This is a genomic window from Pseudomonas sp. P1_F7, from assembly GCF_056405655.1.
Map to the genome: position 1 here is coordinate 1 of NZ_JBFUBR010000014.1, position 12,901 is coordinate 12,901.

General features: G+C 59.1%; 15 protein-coding genes. 7 read left to right on the plus strand and 8 right to left on the minus strand.

Annotation, left to right across the window (positions count from 1 at the left end):
- Positions 1 to 95: 95 nt before the first annotated feature.
- Entirely contained in the window at positions 96 to 1,493 is a 1,398-nt protein-coding gene (locus tag AC1D1M_RS20935; protein WP_477777080.1) for a NorM family multidrug efflux MATE transporter, read from the minus strand.
- Positions 1,494 to 1,651: 158 nt separating this feature from the next.
- Between AC1D1M_RS20935 and AC1D1M_RS20940 the strand changes: the two genes are divergently transcribed.
- Together AC1D1M_RS20940 and AC1D1M_RS20945 are read left to right on the plus strand one after the other, a co-directional pair.
- A complete protein-coding gene (locus AC1D1M_RS20940; protein WP_477777081.1) occupies positions 1,652 to 2,572 on the plus strand; it encodes a LysR substrate-binding domain-containing protein in 921 nt (306 codons plus the stop codon).
- 110 nt (positions 2,573 to 2,682) lie between these two features.
- Entirely contained in the window at positions 2,683 to 3,897 is a 1,215-nt protein-coding gene (locus AC1D1M_RS20945) for an aldose 1-epimerase family protein (RefSeq protein ID WP_477777082.1), read from the plus strand.
- A gap of 56 nt (positions 3,898 to 3,953) precedes the next feature.
- On the opposite strand, the gene AC1D1M_RS20950 is transcribed toward AC1D1M_RS20945, so the two are convergent.
- From AC1D1M_RS20950 to AC1D1M_RS20960, 3 genes are all read right to left on the minus strand, one after another.
- Positions 3,954 to 5,447, minus strand: a complete 1,494-nt coding sequence (locus AC1D1M_RS20950; RefSeq protein WP_477777083.1) for a YifB family Mg chelatase-like AAA ATPase — start codon at positions 5,445 to 5,447, stop codon at positions 3,954 to 3,956.
- Positions 5,448 to 5,620: 173 nt separating this feature from the next.
- A complete protein-coding gene (locus tag AC1D1M_RS20955) occupies positions 5,621 to 5,791 on the minus strand; it encodes a hypothetical protein (RefSeq protein ID WP_177336484.1) in 171 nt (56 codons plus the stop codon).
- A 36-nt stretch (positions 5,792 to 5,827) separates the two neighbouring features.
- Positions 5,828 to 6,361 carry a hypothetical protein gene (locus AC1D1M_RS20960; RefSeq protein ID WP_056726348.1) on the minus strand — a complete coding sequence of 178 codons (534 nt, stop codon included), beginning with the start codon at positions 6,359 to 6,361 and terminating at the stop codon, positions 5,828 to 5,830.
- A 192-nt stretch (positions 6,362 to 6,553) separates the two neighbouring features.
- Between AC1D1M_RS20960 and AC1D1M_RS20965 the strand changes: the two genes are divergently transcribed.
- Positions 6,554 to 6,817 carry a HigA family addiction module antitoxin gene (locus AC1D1M_RS20965; RefSeq protein WP_056726349.1) on the plus strand — a complete coding sequence of 88 codons (264 nt, stop codon included), beginning with the start codon at positions 6,554 to 6,556 and terminating at the stop codon, positions 6,815 to 6,817.
- Between the two features lie 11 nt (positions 6,818 to 6,828).
- On the opposite strand, the gene AC1D1M_RS20970 is transcribed toward AC1D1M_RS20965, so the two are convergent.
- The gene (locus AC1D1M_RS20970) at positions 6,829 to 7,353 is read right to left on the minus strand and encodes a BRO-N domain-containing protein (RefSeq protein WP_056726350.1); all 525 of its coding nucleotides are present in this window, start codon (positions 7,351 to 7,353) and stop codon (positions 6,829 to 6,831) included.
- Positions 7,354 to 7,756: 403 nt separating this feature from the next.
- Positions 7,757 to 8,017, minus strand: a complete 261-nt coding sequence (locus tag AC1D1M_RS20975; protein ID WP_477777084.1) for an accessory factor UbiK family protein — start codon at positions 8,015 to 8,017, stop codon at positions 7,757 to 7,759.
- 408 nt (positions 8,018 to 8,425) lie between these two features.
- Between AC1D1M_RS20975 and glnK the strand changes: the two genes are divergently transcribed.
- The 4 genes from glnK (at position 8,426) to sutA (ending at position 11,199) form a co-directional block, all read left to right on the plus strand.
- The gene (gene glnK / locus AC1D1M_RS20980) at positions 8,426 to 8,764 is read left to right on the plus strand and encodes a P-II family nitrogen regulator (protein ID WP_002555808.1); all 339 of its coding nucleotides are present in this window, start codon (positions 8,426 to 8,428) and stop codon (positions 8,762 to 8,764) included.
- A 35-nt stretch (positions 8,765 to 8,799) separates the two neighbouring features.
- Positions 8,800 to 10,137 (plus strand): ammonium transporter, encoded by a 1,338-nt coding sequence (locus AC1D1M_RS20985; protein ID WP_477777085.1) that lies wholly within the window; start codon positions 8,800 to 8,802, stop codon positions 10,135 to 10,137.
- 214 nt (positions 10,138 to 10,351) lie between these two features.
- Complete coding sequence (locus AC1D1M_RS20990; RefSeq protein WP_008015517.1) at positions 10,352 to 10,777, plus strand: secondary thiamine-phosphate synthase enzyme YjbQ; 426 nt, start codon at positions 10,352 to 10,354, stop codon at positions 10,775 to 10,777.
- Positions 10,778 to 10,878: 101 nt separating this feature from the next.
- Positions 10,879 to 11,199 carry a transcriptional regulator SutA gene (gene sutA, locus AC1D1M_RS20995; protein WP_108217207.1) on the plus strand — a complete coding sequence of 107 codons (321 nt, stop codon included), beginning with the start codon at positions 10,879 to 10,881 and terminating at the stop codon, positions 11,197 to 11,199.
- Positions 11,200 to 11,296: 97 nt separating this feature from the next.
- On the opposite strand, the gene AC1D1M_RS21000 is transcribed toward sutA, so the two are convergent.
- Complete coding sequence (locus tag AC1D1M_RS21000; RefSeq protein WP_477777086.1) at positions 11,297 to 12,004, minus strand: HAD family hydrolase; 708 nt, start codon at positions 12,002 to 12,004, stop codon at positions 11,297 to 11,299.
- Complete coding sequence (gene xerC, locus AC1D1M_RS21005) at positions 12,001 to 12,900, minus strand: tyrosine recombinase XerC (RefSeq protein WP_223544711.1); 900 nt, start codon at positions 12,898 to 12,900, stop codon at positions 12,001 to 12,003. The genes AC1D1M_RS21000 and xerC overlap by 4 nt, the downstream gene beginning before the upstream one ends.
- Position 12,901 lies beyond the last annotated feature (1 nt).

Genomic DNA, 12,901 nt, shown 5'->3' on the forward strand with positions numbered 1-12,901 from the left:
AGCAGCGAGCTTGCTCGCGATGGCGGTGTATCAGTCGACATGGAGGTTGACTGACCTGGCCTCATCGCGAGCAAGCTCGCTCCCACATGGGGGGCTCAGTCTGGCTGAGCGACTGTGAAACCGTTCTGTGACACCGGCTCGCGCCGAATCATCCGCTTCATCTTCCACTCAAACCCCAGCGTCAGGCTCACCGCCGCACACGCCAGCCCCAGCGCGAGACCCCACCAGACACCCGTTGGCCCCCAGTCCAGGTGGAACGCCATCCACCACGCCGCCGGTGCGCCAATCAGCCAATAGCAACCCAGGCCGACGAGGAAAGTGGTCTTGGCATCCTTGAGTCCGCGAATACAGCCCATGGCAATGGTTTGCACGCCGTCGAACAGCTCGAACCATGCCGCCACCGCTAACAGGCTCACGGCAAGGTTGATGACATCGCGAAACGCCGGGTCGTTGTGGTCGAGAAACAGGCCGACCAACTGGTTTGACAATAGCCAGAAGACCATGGCGAAACACAGCATCGCCGCCGCCCCGAACGCAATGCCGACCCGTCCGGCCAGCCGCGCATCCAGCAGTTGCCCGGCACCGTAGTGCTGGCCGATACGCATGGTGATCGCATAAGAAATACCCGCCGGGACCATGAACGCCACCGAGACGATTTGCAGGGCGATCTGGTGCGCGCCCAGTTGCGTGCTGCCCATGGTGCCCATGCACAGCGCGGCGAAGGCAAACAGCCCGACTTCCACTGCGTAGGTGCCGCCAATCGGCAGGCCCAGGCGCCACAGCTCCTTCAGGTACTGGCGGTTCAGCCGCGACAGGCCTTGACGCAACGGATAGGCCTCATAAGCCGGATGCCGACGAATGTGCCACGCCAGCGCAAGTGCCATGAGGTTGGCGACAATCGCCGTGACCAGCCCGATGCCCGTCAGCCCCAGTTTCGGCAGGCCGAACATCCCGGTAATCAGCGCATAGTTGAGCAAGAAGTTGGCGACCGTACCGCCGAGGCTGATGACCATCACCGGCGTCGCACGGCCGATGGCGCTGGTGAAGCCGCGCAGGGCCATGAAGCTCAGGTAGCCGGGCAGGGCGAACGGCAGGAAGATCAAAAACTGCCCGGCTGCGTTGACGTTGGTTTCGGTCTGGCCGAACAGCAGCAGCACCGGTTTGAGGTTCCACAGCAGCAAACCGGCGGCCAGCGCCATCAGCCATGCCAGCCACAACCCGGCCTGGGTCAGCCGGGTAGCTCCGACAATATCGCCGGCACCTTGACGGATCGCTACCAGAGTGCCGACCGCCGCGATCACGCCGATGCAGAAAATCGACACGAACGAATAGGTCGCTGCGCCGAGCCCACCACCGGCCAGCGCCTCGGGACTCAGGCGCGCCATCATCAGGGTGTCGGTGAGGACCATCAGCATGTGCGCCAACTGCGAGGCAATCAGCGGCCCCGCCAGCCGCAGGATGGCCCAGAGTTCAGTACGTGCTGGATGCTGCATGGTCATCACGCTCGATTATCAAAGGGAACAGGAAAGCACCAATTCTCGGCGCTCTGCGCGGTTTGCACAAAGGGATAAATAGGATGGATGGCATGATTCAAACTCATGCTGGAGAGTTTCTGCTAGGGTGGGCGAACCCCGCAGTAGGAGCTTTCCCAATGTCCCGTCGTCTTCCTCCCTTGTATGCCCTGCGCGCATTCGAAGCGGCGGCGCGGCACAGCTCGTTTACCCGTGCGGCCGAAGAGCTGTCGATTACCCAAAGTGCGGTCAGCCGGCATATTCGTACGCTCGAAGAGCATTTTGCCTGCCGCTTGTTTCATCGCAGTGGCCGCAACCTGCAACTGACCGAGTCGGCCCGTTTGCTGTTGCCGGGCATTCGCGAAGGCTTCACCGCCCTTGAACGTGCCTGTAATACCCTGCGCGCCGAAGACGACATCCTGCGCATGAAGGCCCCGTCGACCCTGACCATGCGCTGGTTGTTGGCGCGGCTCAGCCGCTTCCGCCATCTGCGACCGGGAAACGAGGTGCAATTGACCAGCGCCTGGATGGACATCGACACGGTGGACTTCAACCACGAACCCTTCGACTGCGCTGTCATTCTCAGCAACGGGCATTTTCCACCGGACTGGGAGACGACTTTGCTGTTCCCCGAAGAGCTGATTCCGGTGGGCGCGCCGAATCTGCTGAAGGATCAACCGTGGGACGTTGCGCGCCTGGCCAGTACCGAGTTGTTGCACCCGACGCCGGACCGCCGTGACTGGCGCAACTGGCTGGAGCGCATGGGCCTGAGCGATCAGGTCTCGCTCAAGGGCGGGCAGGTGTTCGATACGCTGGAATTGGGCATGATCGCTGCCGCCCGCGGCTACGGCGTGTCCATGGGTGATTTGCTGATGGTGGCGGAGGATGTCGCGCAGGGACGTCTGAGTTTGCCGTGGCCGACAGCCGTTGCCAGTGGTGAGAATTATTACCTGGTCTGGCCGAAAACCCGCCCGGGAGGTGAACGTTTGCGCCGACTCAGCGATTTCCTGCAAGGCGAAGTCCGGGCCATGGAATTACCGGATGTCGAGCGCCTAGGCTGAATCGACTGTTGACTATCTCTTACATTTTCGACGTTTTCTTGATTTTTAAGCTTGCTGAAACGTTTCTTCATGTCTATAAAAATGGCACAACTCCAAGAAAGGCCATTGCCATGACCCCACTCAAACTCTTCGTTGCCCTCAGCGCACTGTCCGCTGCCTCCCAAGCCCTAGCCTGGGATTACGTCCTGCTCGACACCGACAAAGCCGCCCAGAACTGGCAAATCACCAGCCAGCAACTCGGCGTAAAAATCGACAAACCTTTCAGCGTGACCCTGCGCACCTTGCACGGCGGTCGGCAGGAAGGCGTCAGCATCGTCGACATCGATAACGGCACGATGAAACTTTCGGTAGTTCCAACTCGCGGCATGAACGTCCTGCAGGCCTCGGTCGGTAACGTGCGCATGGGTTGGGATTCGCCAGTCAAGGAAGTGGTCAATCCGTCCTTCATCGAGCTCAACGGCCGTGGTGGCCTGGGCTGGCTGGAAGGCTTCAATGAACTGGTCACCCGCTGCGGCTACGAATGGGTCGGCCATCCCGGCATCGACAACGGCGAGCTGCTGACCCTGCACGGTCGCGCTGCCAATATCCCGGCCAACAAAGTCACCCTGCACATCGATGAAAAACCGCCGTACGCCATCAGCCTGCGCGGCGAGCTGAAAGAGCAGGCTTTCAAGAAAGTCGACTTCTCGGTCGCGACCGAACTGGTCACCGAGCCCGGCAGCGTAGCGTTCGCCCTCAACGACACCCTGACCAACAACGGCGACTATCCGAAGGAATACCAGGCGCTGTATCACAGCAACTTCAGCACCCCATTCCTGGAGCAGGGCGCCCGCTTCGCCGCGCCGGTGAAACAGGTGTCGCCGTTCAACGATAAAGCCAAAAGCGATTTGCCGGACTGGCAAACCTATCGCGGACCGACCAAGGACTACGACGAAACGGTTTACAACGTAGTGCCGTACGCCGATGCCAAGGGCGATACATTGACCGTCCTGCATAACAAGGCCGGCAGCCTGGGCGTCTCGGTCGGTTTCAACACTCAAACACTGCCCGTGTTCTCCCTGTGGAAAAACACCGATACCCAAGGGCAGGGCTATGTCACGGGGCTGGAGCCAGGCACGAGTTTTTCCTATAACCGCCGGTATCAGCGGCCACTGAACCTGGTGCCAATGATTGGGCCGAAGGAGCAGAAGCAGTTCCGCATCAGCTACGGCTTGCTGGCGGATAAGACAGCTGTGGATAAGGCGCTGAAGCAGGTGAGCGAGATTCAAGGTGGGCGGGAGACTGAGGTGCGGCAGACGCCGTTGGTTGACCTTACCAAGGGTTGATTTTCGCCCTCTTTCCGAAAACCGCTTATTGGTCGAAAAACACTTACAAATTTGAGCTACTGGCTTGTTGGCCGATATTGCAGCGCTTCGGCCAAGTGCTCGCGTCTGATCTCATCGACTTGTTCAAGGTCCGCAAGAGTGCGCGCTACTTTGAGCAGTCGATGGGCCGCTCGCAGTGACAAGGTCAGTCGTTCACACGCGGTCTCCAGCCAGGTTTCGTCTGTTGTGGATAACTTGCAGTGTCTGCGCAGGCCCGGCAAGTCGAGAAAGGCATTGGCACAGCCTTGGCGCTTTTGTTGCCGTTCTCGTGCATCGGCAACCAACTCGGCGGCGGTGGCAGTGTCGTCGCCGGGTTTTAACGCAGGACTCAATGCCGTGGCTTCGCGAGCAACCGTCAGGTGCAGATCAATACGATCCAGCAGTGGCCCCGACAGTTTGTTGCGATAGCGCTGAACCATGTCCGGCGTACAGGAACAACGGCCACTCGGTTCGCCAAGATATCCACAGGGGCAGGGATTCATCGCGGCGACCAGTTGAAAGCGCGCCGGGAAGCGTACGCGGTCCTTGGCGCGGGAAATCACGATGTGGCCGGATTCCAGTGGCTCTCTCAACACCTCCAATACCTTGCGATCAAATTCCGGGAGTTCATCGAGGAACAGCACGCCATGGTGAGCGAGGGTGATTTCGCCCGGTTGTGGTTTCGAGCCACCGCCCACCAGTGCCGGTCCTGAGGCGGAATGGTGTGGTTGTCGGAAGGGGCGCTGTGGCCAATGGCTCAGTGGCACACAACTGGCGACGGATTGAATCGCTGCGACTTCCAGTGCTTCGCTCTCGGCGAGGGGTGGCAGCAGCCCTGGCAATCGGCTCGCCAATAGCGTCTTGCCTGTACCCGGTGGCCCGCTGAACAGCAGGTTATGCGCACCCGCTGCCGCAATCAGCAGCGCGCGTTTGGCCGCCATTTGCCCCTGAACTTCATTCAAATCAGGATAGGGTTTGCTGGCGTAGAGCAACCCGTTGGAAACGTAAGGTTCGATGGGTGTGTGCCCATTGAAATGCGCCACCGCCTGCAGCAGATGGTCCACTGCGATGACCTTCAACCCCGATGCCAGACAAGCCTCTTCGGCATTCGCCTGCGGCACCATCAACCAGCGCCCGGCCTTGCGCGCCGCCAATGCCGCCGGCAGCACCCCACGGACGGGCCGCACTGCACCGGAAAGCGCCAGCTCCCCCAGGCACTCCACGTCATCCAGTGTCAGCGTCGGCACCTGCACGCTGGCCGAGAGAATCCCCAAGGCAATCGCCAGATCGAACCGCCCGCCATCCTTGGGCAAATCCGCGGGCGCCAGATTCAACGTGATCCGTCGCGCCGGAAATTGCAGCCCCGAATTGATGATCGCGCTGCGCACCCGGTCCTTGCTTTCCTTCACTGCGGCTTCAGGTAGACCGACCATCGTCAACGACGGCAAGCCGTTGGCCAGATGAACTTCTACGGTAACGGCAGGCGCTTCCACGCCCACCTGGGCGCGGCTGTGGACGATGGAGAGGGACATGGTCGTTCCTTGAAATTACGGGGAGCCGCTTCCTGCGGTTTTTCAAGGGTAGTCAGGAGATGAGCATTTCGCGTGGTGTCAGGGAAGGTGAATTTTCGCAGGATGTTGCGAGCTATCGCCGGACGGGCGGGCAGCAAAAAACCGCCATTCAAGCGGTTCTTTGGTAAACAGTTTCAGACTCTTTTACCGGCAAGTAAGCCCGGAGGTTCAAGGTCTTTGCCGTGAGCCGCAGCGACATCAAGAAATCGTTGTTGATTGGCTGAAATCTTGCCGCCTAGCCGAAGTGCTTCAGCATGATATTGAATAATGAGTAAAAGCTTGGCTTTTCGCTTTCTTTGAATCATGGACACCTCCTGTGCCTTGGAGTGAGATCGATACTATTAATCGTCCAGGTAAATGACAAGTCGATTGTTCTGGTCGAAGCTGAATCCGAGGTTCTGGTAGTAGGGGACGACATTTGGGCCAGGATCCTGAATCTCTATTTCTTTGCACCCCAGCATTCGTGCATAGGTATCTGTAGCCAGCAGTGCCATCGGAGCGATCAAGCCACGAAGAGGATGAGACCTGTCTGGGTGACCCTGCAAAAGAATGATCTTTATGCAAATAGCGCTTTTACGCGGAGTGGCATAACACAGACCACATAGTTTCTGTTCGTACCAGATGGCCAAATCCAGTCCCTTGGCATCTTTGCACTTCCAGTTCGACACGCTTTCCCATGGGAAGAGTGCAGCTTCCAACCACGGGAGGCAGGCAGTAATCGCAGCTGGAGTTATTGGGTCGAACCTAACCGCCTCGGTGTTGAGTTTCCTGGCCCGAGATTTACAGTCCTTGACGAACATTTTATATGCGAGCTTTCGTGCATCTGATTTGTAAGTCTGGTTTCGAAGTTCGGTGCCTTTTCCTTTTCTTCTCATTGCTGGCGTCTATCGAGTAACAAGGCGAAAAGCGTAAAGAAAAGGGTGAGGACTGATAAATCAGGCCGGAGCGCCGCTTTTTGTAGGACCCTGCCGAGAAAGATGAAGGACGTCGGTGAAAGAGCGTGGATGGTCTTGCCGGATGAAGGTTGCTGCTTATGATCTCGCTGAATGCAGCCTTAGGAGGCGTGAATGAACAGGAATGGGATGCGCCCGATTCATCCTGGCGAAATTCTCAGCGAGGAGTTTTTGAAGCCACTGGGCGTTACAACCGATGCTCTGGCTCGCTCGTTGAACGACCCGGAGGCGGAAATAAGCGATGTTGTGAATCAGCGGAGCGGTGTCAGTGTTGGTCTGGCGCAAAAGCTATCCATCAACCTGAACACCACGCCCGAGTTCTGGCTGAATCTGCAATCGACCTACGAGTTGCGCTCAGCCCAGATCGAGCGTGGTTGAACGTTAAATATTCAAAGCGACTGCAAGACGAGTGAAGCCCGCTTCCACCACGGTTTTACCGGGCGTCTTGCCTGCTCCTGCTCTGTCATCATCTGCGGCACATCCTGCAACCGAATCCACGGCTGGTTGTTCCAGTGCAGCAGGCTCAACGACATTTCCGGCCAGTTGAGCAGGCTCAGTTGCGGGCGTTCGGTTGTGGTGGGGTATTGGGCATCTCGCAGGGCGGGAACAACTTCGTGGGTGAGCCATTCACGCAGAGCTCGGTACTCGGGGCAGTAGTGGTAGACCAGTAATGCGTAGACGCCGGATTCGCTGACCAGCAGGGTGTTTTCGATATGTCCGTGGATGAGGGTTTTGGCTGTTTGGTATTGGTCGGGGTCGAGTTTTCGGACTTGGCGGTCGTTGAGGTAGATGCGTAGCAGTCGCCCTAGGTCGCGGGCGCTGAACCAGGGTTGGTTTTGTATCAGGAGGGCGTGGAGGTGGAGTTTGTGGCGGGTGAAGACTTGCGGAATCAGGTAAGCATCATCTCGATTCATTGATACAGCTCCTTTTGCTTAAGGGCTGCCGGCAATTGTCGCCAAACAATTGGGTGGCAGTTGTACGCGGGTTGGCGAACCGGAGCAAAAGGAACCCGGCAGACCCGGAGATCTCCCACGCACAACCGCCATGACTTGCGTCGATGGTCGTCATGCTCCTTTAGCTTCCGGGTCGCCAAACCCAGTGCTGAACATTCAGCTGAGGGTGAGCTTAGGAACCGGAGATCTGCGGCGCAATCGGACGGCGGTGTGATGTTTGTAGGACGTTGCCGGGATTGTTGCGGGGCTTGCGATCAAAAGATCGCAGCCTGCGGCAGCTCCTACAGGTGAAGTGCAAGGTCGTGCCGACCTTCAATCGCGAGCAGGCTCGCTCCCACAGGGGGACTGCATTTCACATCAGAATTTATTCAGTCGGCGGATTCAGCTTCGCTTCCAGCTCCGCCACCTTCGCCTCAAGGCTCTCCAGCCGAGCCCGCGTGCGTGCCAGCACGACCATCTGGCTATCGAATTCTTCCCGGCTCACCAGATCCAGTTTGCTGAAGCCGCTCTGCAGCAGCATTTTGAACTGGCTTTCGATTTCAGCTTTCGGCAGAGGCGTGTTGCCGCTGAAGAGGCGGGAGGCGGTGCCGGTGAGGGCGTCGAGGAAATCTTTTGGCGCGAGCATGGGCAATGTCCTGGAAACAATGCCGGGCAGTGTATCACGCAGTGTCTATAGTCATTTGCGCGGGCAAGGGATGCACGCTTTTCGCGCATGGGGACGGGCGGTGTCGCACCGTTGTTGTGCGTATCGCGTCGGGTGTTGTTGCGAAGTAGCAGTCATCTGCGGGTAAAGGCTTGAAAACAGTAGTTTTTGTGGAGATGGCAAGCTTTCTGCTTAGACCCTGATGACCCATGCACTGATGCAGTCACTGTGACGAACGCAGTGCGCCAAGCGAAGCGGGGGAGTGTTTCGTGAGGAGCGTCGGACGGGCAGGTCAGGGCCGACGATGCGTTACAAAGCCAGGCACTGCGCTTAGACTTGAGACGGGTTTGTTTTCCTGGGGCAAGTCCACCAATTCGGGAGAGAGTTTTCATGAAGCTAGTCACTGCCATCATCAAGCCGTTCAAGCTGGACGACGTACGCGAGTCGCTGTCCGAGATCGGCGTGCAGGGCATTACCGTCACTGAAGTCAAAGGCTTTGGTCGGCAGAAGGGTCACACCGAGCTGTATCGCGGCGCGGAATACGTGGTCGATTTCCTGCCCAAGGTGAAGATCGACGTCGCCATCGACGACAAGGATCTGGACCGGGTAATCGAGGCCATCACCAAGGCTGCCAACACCGGCAAGATCGGTGACGGCAAGATCTTCGTGGTCAATCTGGAACAGGCGATTCGCATCCGTACCGGCGAAACCGATACCGACGCTATCTAAGCCGCCACAAACCCAACGCCCCAGGAGAAAACAATATGACTCTGCGTAAATTCGCAGGGCTAGGAGCCCTGTTGTCCATCGTAATGCCCGGCCTTGCCTTGGCGGCAGACGAAGTGGCGGCCCCAGTCCTCAACTCCGGCGACACCGCCTGGATGTTGACCTCTACAGCCTTGGTGCTGTTCATGACCATTCCCGGCCTCGCTCTGTTCTACGGCGGCATGGTTCGGTCGAAAAACATTCTTTCCGTGATGATGCAGTGCTTCGCCATTACCGGTCTGATCAGTGTCCTGTGGGTCATTTATGGCTACAGCATCGCGTTCGACACCACGGGCATGGAGCAGGGCGTCGTCAACTTCAACTCGTTCTTCGGCGGCATGGGCAAGGCATTCCTCGCCGGCATCACGCCAGCCAGCCTGACCGGGCCTGCGGCGCTGTTTCCTGAGGCGGTGTTCGTCACCTTCCAGATGACTTTCGCAATCATCACCCCGGCGTTGATTGTCGGCGCCTTCGCCGAGCGGATGAAGTTCTCCGCGATGCTGGTCTTCATGGGCGTGTGGTTCACCCTGGTATATGCGCCGATTGCGCACATGGTCTGGTCCGGTAACGGCGGCCTGTTGTGGGACTGGGGCGTTCTGGACTTCGCCGGTGGCACCGTGGTGCACATCAACGCCGGTGTGGCCGGTCTGATTGCCTGCCTGGTGCTGGGCAAGCGCAAAGGCTTCCCGACCACGCCGATGGCGCCGCACAACCTCGGTTACACCTTGATGGGCGCGGCCATGCTGTGGGTCGGCTGGTTCGGTTTCAACGCCGGTTCCGCCGCTGCGGCCAACGGCACCGCCGGTATGGCGATGCTGGTAACTCAAATCGCTACCGCCGCTGCTGCGCTGGGCTGGATGTTTGCCGAGTGGATCACCCACGGCAAGCCTAGTGCACTGGGCATCGCTTCGGGCGTGGTTGCCGGTCTGGTGGCAATCACCCCGGCTGCTGGCACCGTTGGCCCGATGGGCGCGCTGGTAATCGGTCTGGCGGCTGGCGTAGTGTGCTTCTTCTGCGCGACCACCCTGAAGCGCAAGCTCGGTTATGATGACTCCCTGGACGCCTTCGGCGTACACGGTATTGGCGGTATCCTCGGTGCAATCCTGACTGGTGTGTTTGCCGCGCCGTCCCTGGGTGGCTTTGGCACCGTGACCGACATCGCCGCACAAGTGTGGATTCAGTGCAAAGGCGTGGGCTTCACGGTGATCTACACCGCGATCGCCACGTACATCATCCTCAAGGTGCTGGATGCGGTCATGGGCCTGCGCATCAACGAAGAAGAAGAAGCAGTCGGCATCGATCTGGCGCTTCACAACGAACGCGGCTACAACTTGTAAGTACGCACATAAAAACTTGCCCGGCTTGCCGGGCATTTTTTTGTCTGAAATTTATCATTGAAAGGGTGAGCTGAAAGGTTTTTTCCTACAGGTTTTGCGATGTTTGCGCCGGGTGTTTTTGTGCGGTCGAAGGCTTACAGGATTCAAGGAATATTAGGGCCTTTGTTTTTTCCCAGAGCGCGCTAGAATGCGCCCCGAACGTGCGGAGAACTGTATGTGGCAACAGACTCTGATTACCTTGCGGGCGAGGCCCAGGGGCTTTCATCTGGTAACGGACGAGTTACTCGCCGGCCTGCCTGAACTCAAGGCGTGTCGGGTCGGTCTGTTGCATTTGTGGCTGCAGCATACCTCGGCGTCGTTGACCATCAACGAGAACGCCGATCCGGCGGTACGTCGCGACTTCGAACGATTTTTCAATCGTCTGATCCCACAAGGAACAGACGGCTATGAGCATAACGACGAAGGCCTGGACGACCTCCCGGCGCACTTCAAGGCCAGCGTGCTTGGCTGTCAGCTCAGTTTGCCGATTTCGGCAGGCCGGCTGGCGTTGGGGACATGGCAAGGCGTTTACCTGGGCGAGCACCGTGATCATGGCGGTGCCCGTAAAGTCCTCGCCACCGTGCACGGTGAAGAGGCATAACCGCTGGTCAGCAGCGGCTGTTGATTTTTTTCCGGCAGCCTTCGACAGAGGGCAAAGCTGGGCTATAACTAATCTGCTTTTCGCAAGTCATGAGGTAGAACATGAGCGACGATGATCTGGAAAACGACGACCTCGAAGTAGGCGACGACGAAACCGAAGAAGGTCTGGAAGCAGCGGCGGAAGACGTCGCTGAAGACGACGGCGGTGATGCGCCGGTTCCGACCGCCAAAGGCAAGGCCAAGGCAGCGGTATCGGTCGATGAGCTGCCGAGTGTCGAAGCCAAGAACAAGGAACGCGATGCTCTCGCGCGGGCCATGGAGGAGTTTTTGGCCAAGGGTGGCAAGGTGCAGGAAGTGGAGGCCAATGTGGTCGCCGATCCGCCCAAGAAGCCTGACAACAAGTACGGCAGCCGGCCTATCTGAGCCTGCTACCCGCTTGCTGAAAAAGCCCGCCGTCGCTGCGGGCTTTTTCATGCCTGAAAAAAAATTTAGAGGTTGTGGTGATCCCACAGGTTTTGTGTCAGGCCGAAGTTTTGCTCCACCGCGCCAGCAACGCCGGCAACTCGGTCAGGCTGCGAATCTCCGCATCCGGCAATCGGTCCGCTTCCCATGCCTTGCCCGCCGGATTGAACCAGATTGCACGCAATCCCGCCTGCTGCGCCCCGGCAATGTCATCACCCGGATGATCGCCGATGTGCACCGCGGTTTCAGCGGTTGCACCACCCCGTTGCAACGCCTCATGAAACAATCGCGCATCGGGTTTGGCGATGCCGATGTCTTCGGCGCACAGCGCAAACTTGAAGTAGTCCGCCAGCCCCAGCCGGCGCACATCGGCGTTGCCATTGGTTACCACGCCGAGGGCGTAGTGGTTGGCGAGGATTTCCAGGGTCGGTTCGACCTCCGGAAACACATCGATCTGATGGCGAGCGTGCAGAAACACTTCAAAACTCTTGTCCGCCAGATCCGAGGCTTCTGCATGGGTGTAGCCAGACTCTTCCAGTGCATGGAACAGCACGCGCCGACGCAATGCGCTGATGCGGTGCTTGAGGCTAGGCTCGTTGCTCAATACGCGCTCACGAATGGTCCACAAATGCTCCACCGGCACCGCCCCCAGGTTGGGCGCGTGCTCGGTCAGCCATTCACGCAAAACGGCTTCGGCGCTGACGATGACGGGTGCGGTGTCCCACAGGGTGTCGTCGAGGTCGAAGGTGATCAACTGAATGCTCATGAATCGTCGCCTTTCATGCGTTTGGCCCGTGGGTGGGCGCTGTCGTAGACCGCTGCCAGATGCTGGAAGTCCAGGTGGGTGTAGATTTGCGTGGTCTTGATGTCCGAGTGCCCGAGCAGTTCCTGCACTGCGCGCAGGTCCTGGGAGGATTCCAGCAAATGGCTGGCGAAGGAGTGCCGCAGCATGTGCGGGTGCAGGTTCTGCCCCAGTTCGCGCTCGCCGGCAGCCTTGACCCGCACCTGGATCGCCCGGGGGCCGAGGCGGCGGCCTTGCTGGCTGACAAACACCGCATCGTCCGCCGGGTTGGCCATGGCTCTCAATGGCAGCCACTGCTCCAGCGCTTCGCGGGCCTTTTTTCCTACCGGCAGCAGACGGGTCTTGCTGCCTTTACCGAGTACCTGGACCATGCCGTCAGCCAGGTCGAGCTGATCGAGATTGAGCCCCGTCAGCTCCGACAGCCGCAAGCCGGAGGAATAGAACAACTCGAGAATCGCCTGATCCCGGCGAGCGAGAAAGTCATCCTCCACACCACCTTCCAGCAGTTGCAGGGCGCGGTCGGTGTCGAGGGTTTTCGGCAGGCGGCGTTCGCCTTTCGGCGGCGCGAGGCCATTGGCCGGGTCGTGGTCGCACAGGCCTTCGCGGTTCAGGTAGTGATAGAGCCCGCGAACGGCCGACAGCAATCGCGCCAGGCTGCGGGACGATTGGCCTTGGGCATGCAGGCGGGCAATCAGGCTGCGCAGGCGCTGAATGTCCAGCGCTGTCCAACTGCCGATGTTCTGTTTGACGCACCAGCCCAGCACTTTATCGAGGTCGCGGCGGTAGGCCGACAGCGTGTGCGGTGACACCTGCCGCTCACTGCGCAGGTGTTCGCAGTAAGCGTCCAGTTGTCGTTCCATG

Bases quoted from the DNA above. Each gene is read 5' to 3' on its own strand.
- AC1D1M_RS20985 (WP_477777085.1), top strand. From the start codon at position 8,800: ATGACTCTGCGTAAATTCGCAGGGCTAGGAGCCCTGTTGTCCATCGTA.
- AC1D1M_RS20970 (WP_056726350.1), bottom strand. From the start codon at position 7,353: ATGAATCGAGATGATGCTTACCTGATTCCGCAAGTCTTCACCCGCCAC.
- AC1D1M_RS20990 (WP_008015517.1), top strand. From the start codon at position 10,352: ATGTGGCAACAGACTCTGATTACCTTGCGGGCGAGGCCCAGGGGCTTT.
- AC1D1M_RS20940 (WP_477777081.1), top strand. From the start codon at position 1,652: ATGTCCCGTCGTCTTCCTCCCTTGTATGCCCTGCGCGCATTCGAAGCG.
- AC1D1M_RS20945 (WP_477777082.1), top strand. From the start codon at position 2,683: ATGACCCCACTCAAACTCTTCGTTGCCCTCAGCGCACTGTCCGCTGCC.
- AC1D1M_RS20955 (WP_177336484.1), bottom strand. From the start codon at position 5,791: ATGATTCAAAGAAAGCGAAAAGCCAAGCTTTTACTCATTATTCAATAT.
- AC1D1M_RS20935 (WP_477777080.1), bottom strand. From the start codon at position 1,493: ATGCAGCATCCAGCACGTACTGAACTCTGGGCCATCCTGCGGCTGGCG.
- AC1D1M_RS20975 (WP_477777084.1), bottom strand. From the start codon at position 8,017: ATGCTCGCGCCAAAAGATTTCCTCGACGCCCTCACCGGCACCGCCTCC.
- AC1D1M_RS20950 (WP_477777083.1), bottom strand. From the start codon at position 5,447: ATGTCCCTCTCCATCGTCCACAGCCGCGCCCAGGTGGGCGTGGAAGCG.
- xerC (WP_223544711.1), bottom strand. From the start codon at position 12,900: ATGGAACGACAACTGGACGCTTACTGCGAACACCTGCGCAGTGAGCGG.
- sutA (WP_108217207.1), top strand. From the start codon at position 10,879: ATGAGCGACGATGATCTGGAAAACGACGACCTCGAAGTAGGCGACGAC.
- AC1D1M_RS21000 (WP_477777086.1), bottom strand. From the start codon at position 12,004: ATGAGCATTCAGTTGATCACCTTCGACCTCGACGACACCCTGTGGGAC.
- glnK (WP_002555808.1), top strand. From the start codon at position 8,426: ATGAAGCTAGTCACTGCCATCATCAAGCCGTTCAAGCTGGACGACGTA.
- AC1D1M_RS20965 (WP_056726349.1), top strand. From the start codon at position 6,554: ATGAACAGGAATGGGATGCGCCCGATTCATCCTGGCGAAATTCTCAGC.
- AC1D1M_RS20960 (WP_056726348.1), bottom strand. From the start codon at position 6,361: ATGAGAAGAAAAGGAAAAGGCACCGAACTTCGAAACCAGACTTACAAA.